Raw genomic sequence first — 21,573 nt, 5'->3', positions numbered from 1 at the left:
ATAACAAAAAAAGAGAACACCGGAATGCTCTCTTTTCCAGATTTAATTCAAAACAACACTATTTGACAAAGAGCCGCAAAATCCTGCAACTGACTACTTCGTTATTAGGTGTGGTCTAGCGATATGGTATTTCCAACATCGTCATTTGTTCTTCTGCGTTCGCCGAAGCATCTGTCAAATAATATTCATAACTTTGATGCATAAATTCCCGTCCGCCCTTTTTTATTTCGTCAATCATCAAAGAATAAACCAGTGCCAAATCATCGTCACTTCCAGTAAATGTTCCTTGGATCGCTTTATAGCCCGCCATTTGGTAACAAATGATTTCAATCGTGTCATTGATTTCGTGATCAATAGGAATACCAATCTCGATCATCACCTTCGCAGCAGCAATATTTCCATTTTCATCAAGTTTTTTAAAAGAAACAAACGGCAGACCGGCAATTTGCGCTTTTTCTCGTTCAATATGATCGGCTAATTTCATGAAACTTTCACCAATCCAATCAAATACCTCTGCATTCGTCATTTCTTTCGTAATTGAAACAACTAATTGCGGATTTTTCCGAATCTTGATTAATTCCATATTGCTCTCCTCCTATACTAAATATGACAAGTCACTGGCAACAGATGGATAGCCGATAATAAAACTACTGATTTCTTCTGCGGTTATTTTTTTATCAATCGCAAGTGCGAGTAAATTGATCAACTCATCGGCGTGAGTACTCAACGTACTGGCTCCTACAAGCTGATTTTTTTCGAAAATCAGTTTTGCTTTAGCAATTGGTTCATTGATTCGATGATAGGTGAACCATTCTGTCAAATTTTTTTCTACAATCGTAAATTGTTGGCCATTTTCCAAAGCTTCTTTTGTAGGAATGCCTACCTGAGCCAATTTTGGACTACCGAATACGATTGTTGGAATTGCCGGGTAACTGATTCCTTTCTCGATTTTTTCCATTGTTTTCACAACATAGTTGGCTTCAAAGGTAGACACTGGTGTCAATTTGGGTATTTTTTTAGCTAAAACATCCCCACAAGCGAAAATATTTTGGGTTGTCGTTTGTAGAAATTCATTTACGATAATTCCATGCTGATCATACTGAACACCAGCATTTTCCAATTGCAACGTCTCGACATTTGGAATTCTACCGGTAGCACAAATGACAAGGTCACTTTCAAGCTGAAACTTATTTCCTTTAAGCAGATACGTTTCTGATTCTGTTTTTTCGATTTCATCTAAAGAAATATCATAATTGAGAGAGAGTCCTTGGGTTTTTAGTTGATTCATTAACTCAGCAACCAATTCTTCATCAAATGCTTTTAATGGTCGATCATTATGATGGATGATAGACACTTCTGCCCCGGCAGCACTAGCGATCGTTGCCAGCTCAATTGCCACGTAGCCAGCGCCAACAAAAGCAATTCTTTTTGGTAACTGATCCAAATCAAGAAAATCGGTACTGGTTTTAAAATATTCTTTTCCTTTGATTGCCAATAACGTTGGACGTTGCCCACTAGCGATCAAAAATTGTTTGGCCTCAATAATTTCTTCCCTTACCTGCAGATGATTTTCATCCAAAAAACGCGCAGTTCCTTTAAGCGTTTCAATCCCGGATTTTTCTAATGACTTTTGGCGAGATTTAGGAACTGGCTGGGTGAAAGTCCGTTTAAACGCCATCAACTCCTGCCAATTAATTGTCGGTGTTTCTGAAAATCCTTTTCCTTGCAGGTGTTGGATGCTCTTTTGCGCTTCAACTGCCGCAAGCAGAACTTTTTTTGGATCACATCCGCGGTTTGGACAGGTTCCACCCCATAAATCTTCTTCAACAATAATGACGGAATGTCCACTTTCCTTTAAGCCAAAAGCAGCACTCAATCCAGCAACCCCAGAACCAATAACAACAACATCAGCTTTCTTCATCTGCCTCCTCCTTTCGACTCAAAAATGCAAATACATCTTGTCCTGATAATTGTCCAACTACTTCCTGTCCTCTTTTAATACTCACGCTTGAGGCAGTCGCTAGAACACGATAAACTTCCTGTAAAGTGGTATCTTCAGTGATTATTGGTTGCTCTTTTTTCATAACAGTCGTTTGATAAAAACCAGCCTGCATCATTTGTCGAACCGTCACAAGCGCCGCTTCATCCTCACCAGTTTCCTCAAAAAAGGTTTCAATAAATTTCGTTTTGGGTTCTGCAATAATTTTTTCTGGCGTGTCGCATTGAATCAACCGTCCGTTGCGCATGACTGCAATTCGATCCCCCAATTTGATGGCTTCTTTCATATTATGGGTAACAAACACAATCGTGGTGCCCAAATCTTCATGCAACTGCAAAACCAGCTCTTGGAGGGAGGAACGAGAAATCGGATCAAGCGCACTAAAGGGTTCATCCATCAAAATTACTTCTGGATTGGCAGCAATCGCCCGCAAAATTCCGATTCGCTGCTGCTCCCCGCCGGAAAGTTCTCGAGGCATTCGGTTGCGATACTGTTCAGGATTCAAATTAACTAATTTTAATAATCGATCCACATCCATTTTACGTTTTTCTTTTTCCCAGCCAAGCATTTCTGGAATAACTTCTATGTTTTGTTTTACCGTCATCGTTGGAAATAATGCGATCTGTTGTAAAACGTATCCCATCTGCCACCGCATTTTTTGCAGGTTGTAATCCTTGATCCGTTTTCCTTTAAAATACACATCCCCCTCCGTAGGTTCGGTCAACGCATTAATCATTTTCAACGTTGTGGTCTTCCCACTTCCTGAAGGCCCCACCAAAACGAAAATTTCTCCGGTTTGGATACTGAGGTTCAACTGATCGATTACGATCTTTTCACCGTAGTGTTTTTCCACATTTCTAAATGCAATTATCTCGGTCATTTTTCTGCCTCCTTCAACAAACCCTGTTCAAGCAAAAAGTCGCGGGCAACTTTTTCAGGTTGTTTCTTCTCCACATTGACTTGATAGTTGAGGGAGATCATTTGTTCTTCGGTAATTTTTCCAGCTAGACGATTTAATGCTTTGACGACTTCAGGGTGCTTCTCTGCAAATTCTTTTTGCATCAACGGTGCACCTTGATAAGGTGGGAAAAGATGTTGATCGTCCTTTAGCGTAACCAGTTTATATTGTTGGATTTCGCTATCTGTCGAGTAGGCATCAATTAGATTAATGTCTCCATTATTGATGGCTTGATAACGCAAAGCCGGCTCCATACTTTGAACGCTTGGGAAATCCAATTGATAGTTCTCCTGAATTCCTTTGTACCCGTCTGAACGGTCAATAAATTCCAACGTAAAACCAGCTTTGATTTGATTTTGTATTTTGATCAAATCTGAAATGCTCTCAATTTGATGTTCCTTGGCAAACGCTTCTTTCATCGCCAATGCATAAGTATTTTGATAAGCCATAGGTTCAAGAAACGTCATCTGATACTGGTCTGTCAGCAATGTTTTGGCTTTCTCATAGGTTTCCTCCGAAGAAAAGGCTTTTCCTTGATCTCCTTCAGGAACTTTGACTAGACTTTCTAAGACCGTACCGGTAAATTCCGGATAAATATCGATTTGGTTGTGCTCTAAAGCACTAAATAAAAAACTCGTTTTACCAAAATTTGGTTTTAATTCGACTTGAATTTCAGGATTTTCTTCTTCAATCAATTCTTTATACATATTAATCAAAATATCCGGCTCTGAGCCTAATTTTCCAGCGATTGTGACCGTGGTTCCTTGAAAAGCTCCTGTTTGGTAAATAGAAACACCACCAATCAAAAAAATCAATCCAGCTAAAGTCAGTAACGTATAGCGAGGTTTTAAATTTTGCAGCAAACGAATCAAACTGCTAAACAAAATTGCCAATAATGCAGAGCTGATAGCTCCGATCAATGTGAGCATCGGTGTATTCCGATCGATACCTAATAAAATAAAGGTTCCTAGTCCACCAGCACCAATCAGCGCTGCTAAAGTGGCGGTACTAATAATCAAAACCAATGCTGTCCGAATTCCGGAAATAATTACCGGCAGCGCGATGGGAAGCTCCACTTTGATTAAGCGGCGCATCCGAGACATACCAAATGCCACCGCCGCCTCTTCAATGGAAGGATCAATTTCTGATAAACCAATATACGTATTTTGAAAAATCGGCAACAACGCATAAATCACCAATGCAATCAATGCTGGCGCAGTGCCGATACCGACAAAAGGAATCAATAGTCCCAACAGTGCCAATGAAGGAATTGTTTGTAAAACGCTGGTGATTTGCAGCATAACCTCTGCCGCTTTTTTATAATTTGCCAACCAAATCGCCAAAGGAACTGCGATAATAATTGCGATCAAAAGTGCAATAATCGAAATAGAAAGATGTTGGAAAGTTGCTGAAAGCAATTCGTCTTTCCGATCAAGAAGCATATCTATAAAAGTTTTCATTTCATTTCCTTTCTTTACCCCATTTATTTCAGTATAAAGTAAAGAAGTTTTTCCGCCAAACCATTCGCTTGTCGAGAGATTCAGAATTTTTATTTGGACAAAAAAAGACAAGAATCAATTATCTGATCCTTGCCATTTTTTTGGTTATTCCTGTTCGCTATTTTGAAAAACCAATTGATCATTTAACAAACTAATCGTAACTTTCGACTTTGGTAATACTCGTCCAGAAACGATTTCTTTTGCTAACGGTGTTTCTAACTCTCTCGTGATAAAGCGTTTCAATGGGCGTGCGCCATAGGCCGGTTCATAAGAATTTTCTGCGATCCAGCTTTTTGATTCATCGGTAATCTCCAATTGGATATCTTGATCCTCCAATCGGTGGGACAATTGGGCGATGATTTTTTCCACAATTCCTTTTACATCGTCCAAACTTAATGGTGTAAATAAAATTGTATCATCAATCCGGTTCAGAAATTCTGGCTTGAAGTGTCCTCGTAATAGGCCCATCACTGAATCAGCAACATTTTCAGGAATCTTTCCTTCTTCTGTTACGCCATCCAGCAATAATTGTGAACCAATATTACTGGTCATAATCAACACAGTATTTTTAAAATCAACCACACGACCTTTAGAATCCGTCAAACGGCCATCATCTAATACTTGTAGTAACAGATTGAAAACATCTGGATGGGCTTTTTCAATTTCATCCAGCAAGACGATCGTGTAAGGATTGCGACGAACCGCTTCTGTTAGCTGTCCTCCTTCTTCATAGCCGATATAGCCTGGAGGCGCACCAACTAGACGAGAGACAGCATGTTTTTCCATGTATTCACTCATATCGATTCGAACCATATGTTCTTCTGAGTCAAACAGATTTTCTGCCAATGCTTTGGCTAATTCCGTTTTCCCGACACCAGTTGGTCCTAAGAACAAGAAAGAACCAAGGGGACGATTAGGATCCTGCAGGCCTGCACGTGACCGGATGACTGCATCTGACACGGCATCCACTGCTTCATCTTGCCCAATGACCCGTTGATGGAGGGTATCGTTTAATTTTAATAGTTTTTCCCGTTCTCCTTCAACTAATTTCGTCACCGGAATACCTGTCAAACGGCCAACAACTGCCGCAATTTCATTTTCAGTCACAGATTCTTGAACCATTCGAACGCCTTCTGCTTTGCCTTTTTCTTCCAGCTCATGTAATTCCTTTTCTAATTGAGGAATCGTTCCATGTCGTAAAACAGCTGCCCGTTCCAAATCATAATTATTTTCTGCATCTTCCAACTCATGCTTTGCTTTATCAATTTCTTCTCGTTTATTAGAAATTGTGTTGACTTCTTCTTTTTCCGTTTCCCACTGCATTTTCATGGCATTTGCTTCTTCTCGAAGTTCTGCCAATTCTTGCCGTAAAATTGTTAAGCGTTTCTTAGAAGCATCATCAGATTCTTTTTTCAATGCAGCCTCTTCAATCTCCAACTGCATCAACCGACGTGTCACTTGATCTAATTCAGTAGGCATGGAGTTCATTTCCACGCGGATACTTGCACTAGCCTCATCCACTAAATCAATCGCCTTATCCGGTAAGAAACGATCTGTGATGTAACGATTAGACAAAGTTGCAGCTGCAACTAACGCGTTGTCGTGAATATTCACCCCATGATGGATTTCAAAGCGTTCTTTTAGTCCCCGTAAAATCGAAATCGTATCTTCAACAGTCGGTTCTTTCACGAGTACTTTTTGGAAACGTCGTTCAAGTGCTTTGTCCTTTTCCATGTATTGACGGTATTCATCCAATGTGGTCGCACCAATCGTATGCAATTCACCACGAGCCAGCATGGGTTTCAATAAATTACCGGCATCCATACTGCCTTCTGTTTTTCCAGCACCAACGATGTTATGAATTTCATCGATAAACAGAATAATATGTCCTTCTGATTTTTTGACTTCTTTTAAAACTGCTTTTAAACGTTCTTCAAACTCCCCGCGGAATTTCGCTCCAGCAATTAGGGCTCCCATATCCAGGGAAAAAATCGTTTTATCCTTTAAATTTTCCGGGACATCTTTTCTTACGATTCGTTGTGCCAATCCTTCCACAATTGCGGTTTTTCCGACACCTGGCTCACCAATCAACACTGGATTATTTTTGGTTTTTCTGGATAAAATTCGTATGACGTCCCGAATTTCTTCATCTCGACCGATAATCGGATCCATCTTGCCATTTTTTACTTGTTGAACTAAGTCAACCCCATATTTTTCCAAGGCTTTGTATTGTTCTTCCTGATTTTGTGAAGTCACTCGGTCTCCACCTCGCATTTCTTCAATATTTCTACGTAATTCTTTTTCATTGATTCCATGATTAAGTAAATATTTTGTCAAAGGATGATTTTTTAAGCGCATCAAAGACAACAATACAATCTCTGTAGACAAGTAATCATCTTGAAAAGTTTCCCGCAAACGATCTGCTTCCGAAAGCAGATTGAAAAGGTTCTGACTCATGCTTTGTCCGTACTGCACGTTGCCGCCTTCAATTGTTGCCGCCTGATCCAATAATTCATCGACCTTGATCTCAAAATCGTCAACATCTACTCCGGCATCCGTATAAAAATTACGACCAAAATGATTTGGCTGTAAGAAAATTTTCCATAAATGAGCAATATCAATGTCTTGATGGTGACGAGTAATGGCAATTTGTTGTGCTTCTGCAATCGCTTCTTGCAGTGTGCTTGTCATTTTTTCTATATTCATAAAATTTCCTCCCATCTTTTGTAAGAGCAACTTTCTCTCACAAAATAAATTATACACCTTTGGTCAAATATGGTCAAAACAATTGCTGTCTATGAACAAAAAAATTCCTTGGTTGAAAAACCAAAGAATTCACTCGCTTTCTGTACTATTCTCTTTTTTTATTTCTTTGATTTCCGTGCGGATCACTTTTCTTTTTTCTGCCAAAATATACACAAAACCAATCAAAAACGGCCAGATATAGGAGGCAAAGCGATAGAGTAGCATGGAAGAGACTGCATCAACCGTACCGACAAGCGGACGAAACAATAGCAGATAAACAAATTCGAAAGAACCAATACCTGCTGGTGAAGGAATGACTCCTGCTAAAATCACAGTAAAACTGATCAATGCAAAACTCAATAAAAAGTCTAATTCTGGATGACCGTTAACTAACACAACATAAGGAATCAAATACCATGCAATCAGCTTTATCAGATTCCATAAATAGATTCGCAACATTGCCGTCCGATCCTTCAACACCCGATACATCGTTTCCCGCAAAGAATAAATCTGAACATTGCATTTATCCACGATTCCTCGTAATTTTTCTGATTTGAACAATCGGTGACTGATTTGAACAAATAGAACTTGAAGTCGCACACTTACTGACAAAATAATCAGAAAAGCAATAATGACAAAGGTTAAAATCATGCCGGCAAGAATAAAGGGAATCATTTTGGGCGCATGAGCATAAAAAAGTGAAAATTGAATAATCAGCCCCGCAAGCGCATAGGTCAAAACAGCCGCTTTGTACATAATCATATGCAGTGCTGTGACTCCAATTCCTTGAGAAATATGAAGGTCTTTTTTTCGATAAAAATTAACCTCAGAAATCAAAGTTCCTGCGCCAAAGGTTATGAAACGATAAAAAGCAGAATAACTTGCGGTCCAAAGTCCATCTATCCCACGAAATCGCGGCTGAAAGACCGTCGCAATCTCTTTAATTGAATATCCTTCAAGCACTTGATACAGTGTTCCTAAAAAAAGTACGCCTAAAACAACGGCTAAACTGGTGTCTTTCAATTCGATAAAAATTTCAGTTAAAGAGCCCCGCAACAAATAATACATCACACCAAAGATGGCTACGAGTAAGGCAATATTGATAATCAGCTTAATTTTTGAATTTGACTTCATGATCTACTCCTACAAAACGTATATTGCCAACGCGACATCCACCAAAATCCCAATAATAAAGCAAATGGTGAATTTTCGCTTTAAGGTTTTGTGGTGAAAAATATGCTGCGCCAACAATCCGCCTAATCCGCCACCAACAACGCCCATAAATAACAAATTTGATTCCGGAATACGCCATTGTTGTTTTCTTGCTCGATGCTTATCGTAGCCCATTAGGAAAAAAACATAAAGATTGATCAAAATAAAATATAAGTAAAGTGGTGCCCGTAAAAATTCATTCATAGGTTCTTCGTTTCCTCCAATTCCTCATTACAGGATACCGTAAAATTTAAAGAGTTGCAAAGATTCTTTGAGTTAAAAAAGATGCTTTAAAAAAAAGAACCAAACGGCCCATTAAACTTTTTAGAAAGCCGGGCTCGTTTAGCTCTTTATTCATTCATTACTTTGCATTCAATTCAGCAATTTTCACGATGACATCTGTCGCTTTTTCCATCGATTGTAAACTGACAAATTCAAATCGTCCGTGCATATTTTCGCCACCAGCAAAAATATTTGGTGTTGGTGTACCCAATTGAGAAATTTTTGATCCATCGGTTCCACCACGAACAGGTTCAATGATTGGTTTAATTCCCAAATCAATCATGGCTTGTTTGGCGATTTCCACAATACTCATATCTTTTTCGATGATTTCCCGCATATTATAGTATTGATCATACATATGAATAGAAATTCGTTCTTGATCGAAAGCTTCATTCAGTTTCGTTTGAATTTCTAGTAATTTATTTTTCCGGGCTTCGAAGCTAGTACGATCGTGATCCCGAATAATATAGCTCATTTTTGCTTCTTCGGGTGTTCCTTCTAAAAACATCAGATGGTAAAAACCTTGGTATCCTTCCGTTTTTTCCGGTACCTCTTCTGCCGGCAGTAGATTTTGAAAATCAATAGCCAATTGCAGTGCATTAATCATCGTATTTTTTGCCGTTCCGGGATGAACATTTTTTCCTTGAATGGTGATTTCTGCTTGTGCAGCATTGAAGGTTTCAAATTGTAATTCACCAACTGGACCACCATCCATCGTATAGGCATAGTCTGCACCAAATTGCTCTACATCAAATTTATCTGCACCAACACCGATTTCTTCGTCTGGTCCAAAGGCAACTTTAATTGCCCCGTGCTTAATTTCAGGATTTTTAAGTAGAATTTCCATTGCGGTCATGATTTCTGCAATTCCAGATTTGTCATCAGAGCCCAATAAAGTCGTGCCGTCTGTCGTAATCAATGTTTCTCCACGATAGTTACGCAAATTAGGAAAATCTTGAACATTCAAAGTGAATTTTCCTTCCTCATCCAATTGGATCGTTGATTCACCATCGTAATTTTCAATGATTTGCGGATTCACATTTTTCGCATTAAAATCTGCTGTATCCATATGAGAAATGAAACCGATCGTTGGAACTTTTTTCTCTGTGTTGCTTGGCAAGGTTGCAATGACATAGCCATTTGCTTCATTATAAACAACCTCTTGCAGACCTAGGTCTTCCAATTCTTTTTTCAACACTTGGGCAAAATCCACCTGTGTCTGTGTTGACGGTGTTTTACCGCTGGTTGCGTCAGAACGCGTTTCTGTTTTTACATACCGTAAAAAACGAGGTAATAAATTTTCGTACATTTTTTTCTCTCCTATCGAAATTGGAAGGGATTCGTATTTGTCATCGATGGAATACATTCGATGGTCCATTGCTCCTCCGCTTTCCATTCATTCATTTTTTCTATAAATTTGGGAATACATACACGTTCAATATTATGCCCTGGATCAATGACCGTCAATCCCTTTGCTTGCATGTCGTGGGCAATATGATACGTAACATCACCAGTAATATACACATCGGCGTGTTTTTTCAGTGCATCTTCATAAAACTTTTCTCCACTGCCACCACAAATCGCAATTCGTTGAACCGTTTTATTTGGATCAGCGGTAATCAATCGTAAGCCTTCTAATTCAAAAACATCTTTTACTCGTTCACACAATTCATTGATCGTCAAAGGCTTCTCCAGTATCCCCACCCGACCGATTCCATAGGTCATTGGCAGATTGTTTAAAGGCAGGATATCAAAAGCCGGTTCCTCGTAAGGATGAACGGTATACATCGCCTGCAAAACAGCAGCTTCTTTTGTTTCAGGAAAAATAACTTCGATTCGTGTTTCCTGAACTTCCTCTTCCTGATTTGCCTGACCAATTGCCGGATGCGCCTCAGCAGTAGGAGTAAAACGTCCTGTACCAGTCATCGAATAACTGGTGTGATGATAATTGCCCTGTTTACCAGCGCCGGCATCACCAAGAGCTTGTCGCATTGCAGCCGCATTTTCTGTCGGCACATAGACCGCTAATTTCTTAAACGGAACTTGATGGGTCTGCGTCATAAAGCCCTCCACATCAATGGCTAACATTTCACAGAACCAATCATTCAAACCATCCCAAATGATATCCATATTGGTATGTGCTGCATAAACGGCAATATCATTTTTTACTAAATCAATATACATTTTTTGCTGAGGATCATCGGTGGTCAAGCGTTTGATTGGTCGAAAAATTGGTGGATGCTTGGCAATCAGCAGATCCACTTTTTTTCCGATGGCTTCTGCGACCACTTCTGGACGCACATCAAGGGTCATCATCACGCGTTGAACCGGTTTTTCCAAGGTTCCCAAATGCAAACCTACCGGATCTCCCGGTTCAGCCAACCATAATGGGCAATACTCTTCAAATCGTTGGATAAAGGTCGTTCCCCAAACGCTCATTGCTCCAAAACCTCCTGAATCCATTGTAGTTGCTGTGTAATTTCCTGAATCTTTTCTTTTGGTAATTCTTCTGCCTGCTCCAACTGAGTCAAGACCCGTTTTCTTTGCTGCATTTCTCGCTGCCATTTTTTTTGAAAGACACTGTTTTTTTCTTTAAGTAAAAAAGGACCAAAGAAAATTTCTTGTTCACTATAAGTTGGTTCTGCTGCTGCTTTTTCAGCCACGATCAATTCATAGATTTTTTGATGTTCTTCAATGATTTCCTCATGAATGATCTGGTACTTATTTTTCATCAGCCAAAATCGTAACCCCGGTTCCCCAACATTCGGTTGTAAAATCAGACGTTCCTTTCCAGAAAGCTGCTGGGAAATAAGACCATTTTCAAGAATCGAACGGATCAAAGTTCCTCCCATACCAGCGATAGTAATCGCCGTTATCTGATCTTCTGGCTGGATTGCAGCTAAACCATCCGCCAAACGGACGATGATTTTTTCTGACAGGCCATTTTTTAGTACTTGCTTATGTGCCGATTCATAAGGCCCTTTGACGACTTCTCCCGCCACAGCAAAAGAAATCTTATCTTTCAGCATCAGCGCCACCGGCAGATAGGCATGATCTGAGCCAATATCTGCTAAACGAGCTCCGAGAGGTACTGCTGCACCCACTCGCTGTAAGCGTAAGGATAGTGTTTGCTCGTTCATATAGACCTCCTTTATCTCTAGGTACTTCATTTCTATTAAACATTTTTATTATAACATTGAAAAGAAGAAAAAATCAGTCAACGATAAAAAAACTGAGGCTACCTTTTGGGCAATCCTCAGTTTTTCTGAATCTATTATTGACGAATGGTGACTTGCTCAATGGAATTTCCGGGAATCTGTGGTGGAATCGACATCGTCATGATTGGTATTCCTTGTAACACGACGTCCACAGTGCTTCCCTTTTTCGCATCTGGCATTTTTTCTTCCGGTACGTGCAAAATAACTCCCTCTTGAAAATTCGGTAAAATAGTTTCCGGGTCACTGATGGCTTCCAGCTCTTTCAAAAAAATTCGAACCGTCTGATCCGCAGAATTTTCCTCGATTTCCTCAACGATTTTTCCAGTGAAATGGGTCTTCATCGTTTCTCCTTCTTGTGTGCTGGTAGTTGTTGATTGTGTTGTTTGTTGCGTTTCAGCAGTACTAGGCGCTGCTTGCTTTTGCTCAGTGCAGGCAGCTAATAAAAATAAAGTGCATAAAAGAAAAATAGGGGTCTTCATAACAGGCTCCTTTTCCTAGCCATTTCGGCGATTATTTCCCAACATGATGATTTCTTTTGTCAAATAGCGAATACGTTCCATGATTCGTTTGGCTTTCAGCGGCTCATCTGCATTTTTTGTGATGCTCAGGTGTTTTTCCAAGCCCTCCATTGTTAAGTTGGAGGTAAAAAAGGTTGGGAGTTGTTCTTGCATGCGATATTGCAAAATCACTCCAAAGACTTCATCCCTCGTCCAAGAGGTCATTGAATCTGCCCCAACATCATCTAAGATCAATACATTGGCTTTTTTGACTCGATCAAGTTTTTCGTTGACTGTATTATCGGCAATCGCACTTTTGATTTGTGAGGTAAAGGTCGGAAAATGAACCAACGTGGACGTGAAGCCCCGTTTGGCCAGCTCATTTGCCATTGCTCCCAACAAATACGTTTTACCAACACCGAAGTCTCCCGCTAAATACAGCCCCTTATGAAAGGTTTTCGGATTTTCTTCGTAACTGCGGATGAAGCGCATTGTCTCAAAAAGCGCCTCTTCCCGTTCCACCGTTTTATCGAAACTTTTCATCGTTGCATCCCGAATATCTTTAGGAATATCGATCGTACTGATGCGATTTTTGATTTCTTCTATTTTTCTCCGCTCAATCAAGGCTTGTGTCGGCACATAAGTCACATCAACAAAATGAAAATTCAGAGTCAACTGCGGCTCGTAACCGGGAGCAATCATTGTGGGATCGTTAACTTCAAATTTTCGTTTTTCTTGAACGAATTCATAAATTTTTGCGTAACTTTTTTCAATGTCTTCTGGGGTCAATTTATCCTTATGCTCGGATAAAAATGCGGTAACATCGGGATCTTTCAGGACAGAATCCATCATTTCGCTGTATTGCGAACGATAATTTCGTCGATTCAGCATTTTATCGATATTTTTTCCAACATCTTCCATTAGTTTTCACCTTCTCCATCATCGAAGTACTCTTTCATCATTCGATCGATCTCGGCTTTTCGTTTTGGATCGCTCGCCGTAGCTTTTGCAGACCAATCCGGCATTTCTTCCCGTTTTTTGACTGTTTGTCCTTGACGAGAATAAGCCGGGGTTGCTTTTTTCTGTAATTTATTTTTCGCAAGTTCCCGCACATGCTTGATAGCATCTTCTGGGGAACGAATGCCTTTTTCAGACCAGTCCGTCGCAATTTGATTCGCCAACGCTGGAATCAGCGCACTTTTATTTTGAACAACCAACAAATAATTGATCAAAATATTAATCACACTATTTGGTAAAGGTGATTTTTGCACCAAATCCTGCACCAGCCATTCTTCATTTTTTGCAACAAAACTTTTTTTTGCTTGTTTGATAGCAGTCAAGTATTCCATTGGCGCTAATTCTTCACTTTGTTGAATCATCTCCAAGTCCTTGTCAGAATAGCCTTGTTGCTTCAATGTATTCATTCGACGAACTTGCGGCGTGCTTTCAGGATCAATGGGTGTGGCATTTTTGGCATAAATAATCTGAGCATCTTCAAGAACTGCCTTTTCTAGGGTCTTTTCATTTATCGACCCATCAGAAAGAGAAACCGCCTGCCCCAGTAATTCACTTAATTTTAGTTCATTATAGCCATATAAATCATGATACAAGGTCAATTTTTGTTTTAATTCATTTGTAAATGCCTCTGAAGCAATAAATTTTTTTTCAGATAAATCCAACAAAAATGCCCAATCCAATTTGGAAGAATCAAGTTGCGGCAGATTTTCATTTGAAGTAGAAAATGTTCCAGATACATGATCCAAAGTAGTTTCCTGTCTTCCAAATTCGGCTTCCGTCCAAGAATAGACCTCTGTAAATTTCTGCGTTACTTCTTGGTAGCCCTCTGTAGAAATCATTTTTGGGCGGAAACGACGGATAAGTTGTTGAAACTTCTGTTCTCCCACCTTGCTTAGCAATAAAAATGCCGTTAACTGTTCTCTGAAAAACGCTTGCGGATGTAAGGGCTCAAACAATTCATACAGCAGCATCTTACCAAATTCTGAATCGTCTTTTTGATAGCTTCGCAACAAACCAATACCTTCAAGTTGCTTTCTTGCTTGAAAAAAACGTGGTAGACCAACATCCATGCCATTCAGCAAATCTAAATGAGTCAATTCTTGTTCTTCCGTTGCGTCTCCCAACAGACAAAAATACAAACTCATGGCATCTCCGCCGATGATTGGCTGGTATAAATAAACCAATGATTTTTCTCCGTCTTGTGTCAGCGGTAAGGCTTTTTTTGCTTGATAAATATTTTTCGGCTGAACTTCATACCAGGCACTTTCCAAAAAAAGTCCTCCTTTAATTACTCCTCTTTGTGGTCAGAAGCTTTCGCTTTTTCAACGATATCCTGTAACTCCTTAAGAAAAACAGACATATCTTTAAACTGACGGTAAACACTTGCAAAGCGAATATAGGCGATTTCATCCACATCAACGAGATCTTCCATGACATATTCGCCAATCAAGTTAGTTGATACTTCATTAACGCCCAAACTCCGGACGCGATTTTCCACATGGTCGACGATTTCTTCCATTTGTTCCATTGCAACTGGACGTTTTTCCGCCGAACGGATCAATCCACGTAAAATTTTATCTCGGCTGAATTCTTCCCGTTCGCCATTTTTCTTAATCACTAAAAGGGGTGCTGCTTCAATTCGTTCAAAAGTCGTGAAACGGAACCCGCAGTTTTCACATTCTCTACGGCGGCGAATGGTTCGCCCTTCATCTGTTTGACGACTATCAATAACACGGGAGCTGTTATGGTGACATTTTGGACAACGCATGATTCCACCTCATTATTCTTTAAATTTTTAGCTAAAGTCTACAATTTATCGACTTATTTCTTGGTTAATTATAACATGAAATCCTTTCAACGGCGGGAGTTTGACTTGAAATTTCACAGAAATCAATCGATTTGATAGAATTTTTAGTTTTTACCAATTTTTTTGGACAGATTAAAAAAAATCTTACTAGTCAATGACTAATAAGATTTTCGATAAACTTAGAGTTTTTCCTCAATTCCGGTATAATGTTTCAAGCGTTCTTCTTCCAAACGATCTTTATTTTTCAAGTCTTCCTCCGTCGGGACAGCGTGTTCTTCCAGGTCACGACCCACTTGATCTTTGGTACCATCCTGAATGTTCGCTTGTTTTTCATCATGAAGATTTTCAAGTTCTTCAATTCTTTTTTTTCGCTGCTCAAGATTTTTTTCGGCATCTTCTTTTTGACTTTTTCCTTCTTCTGAAAGTTCTTCATTCTTTGTTAATTCGCCAAATTTTTCCTTTGCGCCGCCTACCAATTTATCTTTTTCATCTTTGATCGTTCCCATGCGTCCTTCCTCCTTTTGTTCCTATCTAAATTGTAACAAAATTCAGTAAAATGAACAAAATTTTTGAACGAAACTGACGAAATGACTCAAATGAATTGATTTTGCCTCAACCAATCCTCAACGATTTTTTTTGTTTGTTGTCGAGTTCCTTGATTATCAAATACGATATCTGCCCGATTTCTTTTTTCGTCGATAGGCATTTGACTGCGGATACGCTGCATAGCGCTCTCTTGAGAGAAGTTATCCCGTTCCATCAAACGCTGGACCTGCAAGGACTCGGGAAGATAAACAACAGCGACCTGATCCACATATTGATCGTAATACCCTTCAAATAATAGCGGAATATCAGCGATAACTAAGGGTGCCTCCGCCTCCTGTAATTGCCGTAAAATTTCCGAGCGAATAAATGGATTTAATACCTGATTCAACAAGTTTAATTTTGCTTCCTCTTGAAAAACGATTCTTCCAAGTTTTTTACGATCCAAGGTTCCTTCTTCAGTAAGAATTTCCTTCCCAAAGGCTCCGACGATTGCTGCTAAACCAGGACTATTAGGAACCACGACCTCCCGTGCAATTAGATCACCATCAATGATAGGAAAACCATGGGCGCGAAAAATATCAACTACCGTGCTTTTACCAGTGGCGATTCCACCGGTAACACCAAGAATTTTTTTCATTTCTACACCTTCAATTTCTGACAGGTTGGACAAATATGCGTACCCCGTTGAGCGACTTTTAACTTTACGATTGGGGTGCCACATCGAGGACAAGGCTTACCAGTTTGACCATAAACGTTTAATGAAAGCTGAAATTTCCCTGCTTCCCCTAGTGCGTTCAAGTAAGTTCGAATCGTTGTGCCCCCAGCAGCAACTGCTTTGGATAAAACTTCAATGATTGCTTGTCGCAACTTTTTTACTTCTTTATCCGTCAATGTATTTGCTGGCTGTTCAGGATGGATTTTAGCTTGCCACAAAGCTTCATCGACATAAATATTTCCCAAACCGGTAACCAATCGCTGATCCAAAAGTAATGGTTTGATCGCTTTATGGGATTTTTTTAGTTGTTCTGTAAAACCTGCCAACGTGAACGTTTCCGGTAAAGGTTCTGGTCCTAATCGTAGAATTCCTTTATAAGTTTCGCTTTGATTTTTCCCCACCAGCGCCATACGTCCAAATTTACGAACATCATGATAGTGTAATTGTGTTCCGTCTGAAAAATGAAAAATCACATGGGTGTGCTTATCCACAATCGGATTCGATTCAAAAAATTCATACTTTCCTTCCATCCGTAAATGGGAAATCAAATCAAAATCTGTTAATTTAAAAATCAAATATTTGCCGCGACGCTGAATATCTTCAATCGTCTGCCCCTTTACTAGCTCTTGAAACGTGGGAACTTCCGGGGCTTCGATGATTTTGGTCCAACGAACGTCTACATTATCGATTCTTTTTCCTTTAACTAAATGAACTAAGCCTTTTCTAACTGTTTCTACTTCTGGTAATTCTGGCAACTTTCTTCACCTTCTATTTTGCATCGTACCAAGTGGTACCCCAACTGCTATCGGTAATCAGCGGCACACTCAACGCAACTGCTGACTCCATGACTTCCTTGACTAGCTGATCAAGAGTCTCCAACTCGGTCTCCGGTACTTCAAATACCAATTCATCGTGTACTTGCAACAGCATAACTGCTTCAAGTTTTTCTTTTTTCATTCGCTTATCTAATTCGATCATCGCAATTTTTAAAATATCGGCAGCACTGCCTTGGATTGGTGTATTAATGGCAGTCCGTTCAGCAAAAGAGCGCAGATTAAAATTCCGAGCATTGATATCCGGCAGATATCGACGGCGATGATAAAGGGTTTCAACAAAGCCCTTGTCTTTTGCATCACGAACGATATCTTCCATGTATTGTTTCACACCAGGATATTTTTCAAAATACGTATCGATGTATTGTTGCGCTTCTTTTCGAGAAATTCCCAGATTTTGTGAAAGTCCATAATCAGAAATTCCATAAACAATCCCAAAATTGACAGCTTTGGCTTGACGTCGCATATTTGGTGTCACGTCTTCGGCTTTTTCGATCCCAAAAACCCGCATCGCGGTACTGGCATGAATATCCTGTCCTTCAATAAACGCTTCTTTTAAATGAGTGTCATCGGAAATATGCGCCAATACCCGCAACTCGATTTGTGAATAATCGGAAGAATAAATCAACCAGTCTTTTTTTCGAGGGACAAACGCTTGGCGAATCTTCCGTCCTTCTTCTAAACGAATCGGGATATTTTGCAAATTAGGATCTACAGAACTTAATCGCCCCGTCTGAGTCAAAGTTTGCACATAGCGGGTATGAATTTTCTCGTCGCCTTGAATCACTTTCAGCAAGCCTTCCACATAGGTAGACTGGATTTTGGCGATTTGACGGTAATTTAAAATGTCCTCTACAATTGGTGCTTGTTCTCGCAATTGTTCCAGTACATCCACCGCTGTAGAATAGCCGGTTTTTGTTTTCTTGATAACTGGCAAGCCCATATTTTCAAAAAGAATCACGCCTAATTGTTTCGGCGAATTAATATTGAAGGTTGTTCCTGCTTCCTGATAGATTTTTTCTTCAATTTCCTGTAGACGACGAGAAAATTCACCTTTCATTGTATGCAGACGAGTAGCATCCACTTTGATTCCAGCAATTTCCATTTCTGCCAAAATTTTTGAAAGAGGCAATTCCATTTGATAGAACAACTCACTCTGATTTTTTTCTGTCAATTCCTGGTCTAATTTTTCACTCAACCAATGAATTGCTTTGACCTTCCGAGATAAATGGGCATAGAAAAGTTCTTCCTCTTCCGGTAGTCCTTTTTTTGCACCCTTTCCATAAACTGTTTCATCTGATTGAATATCGGTATAGTCATAATGGGCTGCTACACCAGCGATATCATTGTTATTGTCATTGGTATCTAAAAGATAGGCGGCCAACAAGACATCAAAAGTGATTCCTTGTGGACGGGTCACATAGCGCTTTAATGCCACATACGTCCGTTTTGCATCATAGACTTTCTTTTGATTTTCTGCCAGTAACCATTTTTTGAAAAAAGGATTTTCAAAAATTTCTTCGTTACTAGTGACATAAATTTGTTTTTTTGATCCCCAAGCAACACCAACGATATCTTCTAAATGGTAGTTTTCTCCCAACATTTCAACATAAAGTGCCATATCTTCAGCAAACATGTCCTCGGTAAATTGATCAACGACATTAAAATGAATATCTTCCATTTCATGCGTATCAACAACATTCAGCTTATCTAAGAAAGATTTAAAATTCATTTCCTTGAAAAAAGGAACCAACTTATCTAAATCTTTTCCGTGATATTCCAACGAATCAATCGAAACATCGACCGGGGCGTTGACATTAATGGTTGCCAAACGTTTTGACAAAAAGGCCTGCTCCTGATCATTGATCAGATTTTCTTTCATTTTGCTTTTTTTCAAGCTGTCGATATTTTCATAAACACCTTCAACTGATCCGTATTCCTTCAACAATTTAATCGCAGTTTTTTCACCGATTTTCGTCACTCCGGGGATATTATCTGCGGTATCACCGGCTAACCCCTTCATATCGATGATTTGTTTCGGTTCTAATCCATCATATTTTTCTGCGATATGTTCTGGTGTATAGTTTTCGATTTCACTGACACCTTTGACAGTAATGGCAACTTTGATATCGTTTGTTGCTAATTGGGTCAAATCCCGATCTCCTGATAAAATGACCACATCAAATTCATTCTTGTCTACTTGGGTTGCCAATGTGCCAATAATATCGTCTGCTTCATAATTTTCCAATTCATAATGCTGTACCCCTAATCCACTGATCAGTTCTCGAATATAAGGCATTTGTTCCCGAAATTCCCCTGGTGTTTTTGATCGTCCCGCTTTGTATTCCGGATAGATTTCGGTTCGAAAGGTTGTCTTGCCCGCATCAAATGCTACCAATACGTGTGTCGGTTTTTCTTTTGACATAACATTTTCAAACATTGTATTGAAGGCATAGATTGCATTTGTATGTAACCCATTGTTATTTGTAAAACGTTCCAATGAATTGTGCAAGGCAAAAAACGCGCGAAAAGCCACGCTGTTTCCATCTACTAATAAGAGTTTCTTTTTAGCCATTTTTGTTAGCTCCTCTTCTAAAAAAGTTCTTCTTTATTCTAACAAAGATATCCTTTGATTGCATTGTTTTGAGCTGATAATCCCAATTTCTGCGTGAAAAAAAAGAACAAAATCAAAGTCGATTTTGTCCTTTTGTCTGTTAAGTGTATTGAGGGTTAGTCGTTTCTTCCGAAAATACGGACCAACGCCAAAAACATGTTCATAAAATCAAGATATAGTTGCAACGCTACAAAGGCAGCAACACCAGTATTCTCGCCTTGTGTTTCACTGTAAAATCTGCGAATCATTTGATTGTCGTAGGCTGTTAATCCAGCAAAAATGATTACCGTCATGATTGACAGCAAGAAATCTGCACCAGCACTATGGAAAAAGAAACCATTCATCAAGGAAACCCCGATGATTCCCCAAACACCAATAATAGCCACGCGACCAACAACGCTTAAATCTTTTTTAATGAAGATTCCAATCAATGCGGCACCGGTAAACGTAACCGCTGCGGCAGCAAATGCTTGAACGATCGTTCCGACATTGTAGGTCATCAAAGTAATGGATAATGTGATTCCCATTAACAGAGAAAAAACAATGTAACCGGCAATCGTCAAGGAAGGATTCTTTTTCGCCTTTCTTCCTAAGACCACAACTAAAATCATTTGAATAATCCATAGACCCATAAAACCTAATGGAAAATTGTTGACAAAGTTCAACGTTTCATATTGAAACACGGTAGAACATAAATAAGAAGCAACACTGCTAAGACCAAGTCCCGCAGCAAAAAACAAATATACTTTCGAATAGAAGCGGTTCAACCCACTTGCTTCGGCAACTGAATGGTTCATATTATTCATTTTCTTCACTACTTTCTTGTAAAATTGGCGGCTGTACCATAACGACAGCATCTAATACCCGATTTTCTTCTGTATTCGTAGCTTCTACTGAAATCGTCACAACATCTTTCATTTTATCTACCTTGATAACTTCAAATTCAAAAGTTAAGGTTTCATAATGATAGACTGGTTCAATGAAATTCACGGAAAAGTTCACCACGTGAGAACCCGGACCAGGTAAATGTTTTGAGATTGCACTAGTGATGATACCCATCAACATAACAGATGGTACGATCGGACGTTGATACTCAGTATGAGAAGCAAAATCATGCTGTATATATAAAGGATTCGAATCATTCGTTAACCCTAAATATAAAAGCAACTGATTATCCTCTAGCGATTCTGTTAAGGATAACGAATCACCCTCCTCGATTTCTTCGATGGTCTTCCCAAGTTTTTTCGGTTTGTTTATCTGCAAAATGTCGTTCCTCCAACTACCATTTTTAATAATCTAATTCTATCAGAACCCGCCAAAAGTGCAAGTTTTTGCGATAGAAATTAAGGAATCAAAAGATATCCCTGATTTTTTTGTTTCAATACACGACCATTAGTGAAAAAATAAAAGAATTTAATTGTGGCAAATTTATCCAGACACCCCAATTTCAACAAATACAGCAAGACTTTTCGAAGGTTTCTTCCATAATAAATCAAAGGGGACTTTCGTTTCATTCGACGCCCCTCACTGGCCATAGCCAATGACGGTTGTAAAAAAGAGCTTGGGACATAAGTCCCAAGAATCATAAAACAGACGACCGAAAATCGTAAAAAGAATTTTCGGTCGTCTGT

At 39.3% G+C, this 21,573-nt stretch carries 21 protein-coding genes; all 21 read right to left on the bottom strand.

The genetic code is table 11. The features are described from left to right. Nucleotides 1-115: 115 nt before the first annotated feature. On the bottom strand, nucleotides 116-583 hold the full coding sequence (locus FFM66_RS10805) for a GyrI-like domain-containing protein (RefSeq protein WP_048605131.1): 468 nt from the start codon (nucleotides 581-583) through the stop codon (nucleotides 116-118). 12 nt (nucleotides 584-595) lie between these two features. Continuing rightward, nucleotides 596-1,921, bottom strand: coding sequence for a dihydrolipoyl dehydrogenase family protein (locus tag FFM66_RS10800; protein ID WP_137605915.1), 1,326 nt, complete (start codon nucleotides 1,919-1,921; stop codon nucleotides 596-598). Next, nucleotides 1,908-2,879: an ABC transporter ATP-binding protein gene (locus FFM66_RS10795; RefSeq protein WP_137605914.1), complete on the bottom strand. Its 972-nt coding sequence runs from the start codon at nucleotides 2,877-2,879 to the stop codon at nucleotides 1,908-1,910. Before FFM66_RS10795 ends, FFM66_RS10800 begins: the two co-directional genes overlap by 14 nt. Next, nucleotides 2,876-4,417, bottom strand: coding sequence for an ABC transporter permease/substrate-binding protein (locus FFM66_RS10790; protein WP_137605913.1), 1,542 nt, complete (start codon nucleotides 4,415-4,417; stop codon nucleotides 2,876-2,878). Before FFM66_RS10790 ends, FFM66_RS10795 begins: the two co-directional genes overlap by 4 nt. Before the next feature lie 144 nt (nucleotides 4,418-4,561). Continuing rightward, nucleotides 4,562-7,162, bottom strand: coding sequence for an ATP-dependent chaperone ClpB (gene clpB, locus FFM66_RS10785; RefSeq protein ID WP_137605912.1), 2,601 nt, complete (start codon nucleotides 7,160-7,162; stop codon nucleotides 4,562-4,564). 129 nt (nucleotides 7,163-7,291) lie between these two features. Then, nucleotides 7,292-8,338 (bottom strand): lysylphosphatidylglycerol synthase transmembrane domain-containing protein, encoded by a 1,047-nt coding sequence (locus FFM66_RS10780; RefSeq protein WP_371851522.1) that lies wholly within the window; start codon nucleotides 8,336-8,338, stop codon nucleotides 7,292-7,294. 6 nt (nucleotides 8,339-8,344) lie between these two features. Further along, nucleotides 8,345-8,617 (bottom strand): DUF1294 domain-containing protein, encoded by a 273-nt coding sequence (locus FFM66_RS10775; protein WP_048605125.1) that lies wholly within the window; start codon nucleotides 8,615-8,617, stop codon nucleotides 8,345-8,347. A 157-nt stretch (nucleotides 8,618-8,774) separates the two neighbouring features. Beyond that, on the bottom strand, nucleotides 8,775-10,004 hold the full coding sequence (gene pepT, locus FFM66_RS10770; RefSeq protein WP_137605910.1) for a peptidase T: 1,230 nt from the start codon (nucleotides 10,002-10,004) through the stop codon (nucleotides 8,775-8,777). Nucleotides 10,005-10,015: 11 nt separating this feature from the next. Then, nucleotides 10,016-11,134, bottom strand: coding sequence for a Nif3-like dinuclear metal center hexameric protein (locus FFM66_RS10765; RefSeq protein WP_281276031.1), 1,119 nt, complete (start codon nucleotides 11,132-11,134; stop codon nucleotides 10,016-10,018). After that, nucleotides 11,131-11,835: a tRNA (adenine(22)-N(1))-methyltransferase gene (locus FFM66_RS10760; RefSeq protein ID WP_137605908.1), complete on the bottom strand. Its 705-nt coding sequence runs from the start codon at nucleotides 11,833-11,835 to the stop codon at nucleotides 11,131-11,133. The genes FFM66_RS10765 and FFM66_RS10760 overlap by 4 nt, the downstream gene beginning before the upstream one ends. Before the next feature lie 134 nt (nucleotides 11,836-11,969). After that, on the bottom strand, nucleotides 11,970-12,392 hold the full coding sequence (locus tag FFM66_RS10755) for a hypothetical protein (RefSeq protein WP_048605121.1): 423 nt from the start codon (nucleotides 12,390-12,392) through the stop codon (nucleotides 11,970-11,972). 15 nt (nucleotides 12,393-12,407) lie between these two features. Next, a complete protein-coding gene (dnaI, locus tag FFM66_RS10750; RefSeq protein WP_048605120.1) occupies nucleotides 12,408-13,331 on the bottom strand; it encodes a primosomal protein DnaI in 924 nt (307 codons plus the stop codon). Further along, entirely contained in the window at nucleotides 13,331-14,698 is a 1,368-nt protein-coding gene (locus tag FFM66_RS10745; protein ID WP_048605119.1) for a replication initiation and membrane attachment family protein, read from the bottom strand. Before FFM66_RS10745 ends, dnaI begins: the two co-directional genes overlap by 1 nt. A 17-nt stretch (nucleotides 14,699-14,715) precedes the next feature. Then, nucleotides 14,716-15,195 (bottom strand): transcriptional regulator NrdR, encoded by a 480-nt coding sequence (nrdR, locus tag FFM66_RS10740; protein ID WP_048605118.1) that lies wholly within the window; start codon nucleotides 15,193-15,195, stop codon nucleotides 14,716-14,718. A gap of 218 nt (nucleotides 15,196-15,413) precedes the next feature. Then, a complete protein-coding gene (locus FFM66_RS10735; protein ID WP_048605117.1) occupies nucleotides 15,414-15,740 on the bottom strand; it encodes a hypothetical protein in 327 nt (108 codons plus the stop codon). Between the two features lie 86 nt (nucleotides 15,741-15,826). Beyond that, the gene (coaE, locus tag FFM66_RS10730) at nucleotides 15,827-16,417 is read right to left on the bottom strand and encodes a dephospho-CoA kinase (protein WP_137605907.1); all 591 of its coding nucleotides are present in this window, start codon (nucleotides 16,415-16,417) and stop codon (nucleotides 15,827-15,829) included. Nucleotides 16,418-16,419: 2 nt separating this feature from the next. Beyond that, the gene (gene mutM, locus FFM66_RS10725) at nucleotides 16,420-17,250 is read right to left on the bottom strand and encodes a DNA-formamidopyrimidine glycosylase (RefSeq protein WP_048605115.1); all 831 of its coding nucleotides are present in this window, start codon (nucleotides 17,248-17,250) and stop codon (nucleotides 16,420-16,422) included. A gap of 13 nt (nucleotides 17,251-17,263) precedes the next feature. Beyond that, entirely contained in the window at nucleotides 17,264-19,903 is a 2,640-nt protein-coding gene (gene polA, locus FFM66_RS10720; protein ID WP_137605906.1) for a DNA polymerase I, read from the bottom strand. 155 nt (nucleotides 19,904-20,058) lie between these two features. Further along, complete coding sequence (locus FFM66_RS10715; protein ID WP_137605905.1) at nucleotides 20,059-20,748, bottom strand: Bax inhibitor-1/YccA family protein; 690 nt, start codon at nucleotides 20,746-20,748, stop codon at nucleotides 20,059-20,061. Then, nucleotides 20,741-21,205, bottom strand: coding sequence for a MaoC family dehydratase (locus FFM66_RS10710; RefSeq protein ID WP_048605112.1), 465 nt, complete (start codon nucleotides 21,203-21,205; stop codon nucleotides 20,741-20,743). The genes FFM66_RS10715 and FFM66_RS10710 overlap by 8 nt, the downstream gene beginning before the upstream one ends. Before the next feature lie 80 nt (nucleotides 21,206-21,285). Continuing rightward, on the bottom strand, nucleotides 21,286-21,573 hold a 288-nt coding region (locus FFM66_RS11410; RefSeq protein ID WP_212741319.1), incomplete at its 5' end, for a hypothetical protein.

The sequence above is a fragment of the Enterococcus songbeiensis genome, from assembly GCF_005405265.1.
GTDB classification, from domain to species: Bacteria; Bacillota; Bacilli; order Lactobacillales; family Enterococcaceae; genus Enterococcus_C; species Enterococcus_C songbeiensis.
This window is presented reverse-complemented; position numbering and strand designations above follow the sequence as displayed.

Bases quoted from the DNA above. Each gene is read 5' to 3' on its own strand.
- FFM66_RS10760 (WP_137605908.1), bottom strand. From the start codon at position 11,835: ATGAACGAGCAAACACTATCCTTACGCTTACAGCGAGTGGGTGCAGCA.
- FFM66_RS10805 (WP_048605131.1), bottom strand. From the start codon at position 583: ATGGAATTAATCAAGATTCGGAAAAATCCGCAATTAGTTGTTTCAATT.
- clpB (WP_137605912.1), bottom strand. From the start codon at position 7,162: ATGAATATAGAAAAAATGACAAGCACACTGCAAGAAGCGATTGCAGAA.
- FFM66_RS10790 (WP_137605913.1), bottom strand. From the start codon at position 4,417: ATGAAAACTTTTATAGATATGCTTCTTGATCGGAAAGACGAATTGCTT.
- FFM66_RS10755 (WP_048605121.1), bottom strand. From the start codon at position 12,392: ATGAAGACCCCTATTTTTCTTTTATGCACTTTATTTTTATTAGCTGCC.
- polA (WP_137605906.1), bottom strand. From the start codon at position 19,903: ATGGCTAAAAAGAAACTCTTATTAGTAGATGGAAACAGCGTGGCTTTT.
- FFM66_RS10715 (WP_137605905.1), bottom strand. From the start codon at position 20,748: ATGAATAATATGAACCATTCAGTTGCCGAAGCAAGTGGGTTGAACCGC.
- pepT (WP_137605910.1), bottom strand. From the start codon at position 10,004: ATGTACGAAAATTTATTACCTCGTTTTTTACGGTATGTAAAAACAGAA.
- nrdR (WP_048605118.1), bottom strand. From the start codon at position 15,195: ATGCGTTGTCCAAAATGTCACCATAACAGCTCCCGTGTTATTGATAGT.
- FFM66_RS10765 (WP_281276031.1), bottom strand. From the start codon at position 11,134: ATGAGCGTTTGGGGAACGACCTTTATCCAACGATTTGAAGAGTATTGC.
- FFM66_RS10795 (WP_137605914.1), bottom strand. From the start codon at position 2,879: ATGACCGAGATAATTGCATTTAGAAATGTGGAAAAACACTACGGTGAA.
- coaE (WP_137605907.1), bottom strand. From the start codon at position 16,417: ATGAAAAAAATTCTTGGTGTTACCGGTGGAATCGCCACTGGTAAAAGC.
- FFM66_RS10800 (WP_137605915.1), bottom strand. From the start codon at position 1,921: ATGAAGAAAGCTGATGTTGTTGTTATTGGTTCTGGGGTTGCTGGATTG.
- FFM66_RS10775 (WP_048605125.1), bottom strand. From the start codon at position 8,617: ATGAATGAATTTTTACGGGCACCACTTTACTTATATTTTATTTTGATC.
- FFM66_RS10735 (WP_048605117.1), bottom strand. From the start codon at position 15,740: ATGGGAACGATCAAAGATGAAAAAGATAAATTGGTAGGCGGCGCAAAG.
- dnaI (WP_048605120.1), bottom strand. From the start codon at position 13,331: ATGGAAGATGTTGGAAAAAATATCGATAAAATGCTGAATCGACGAAAT.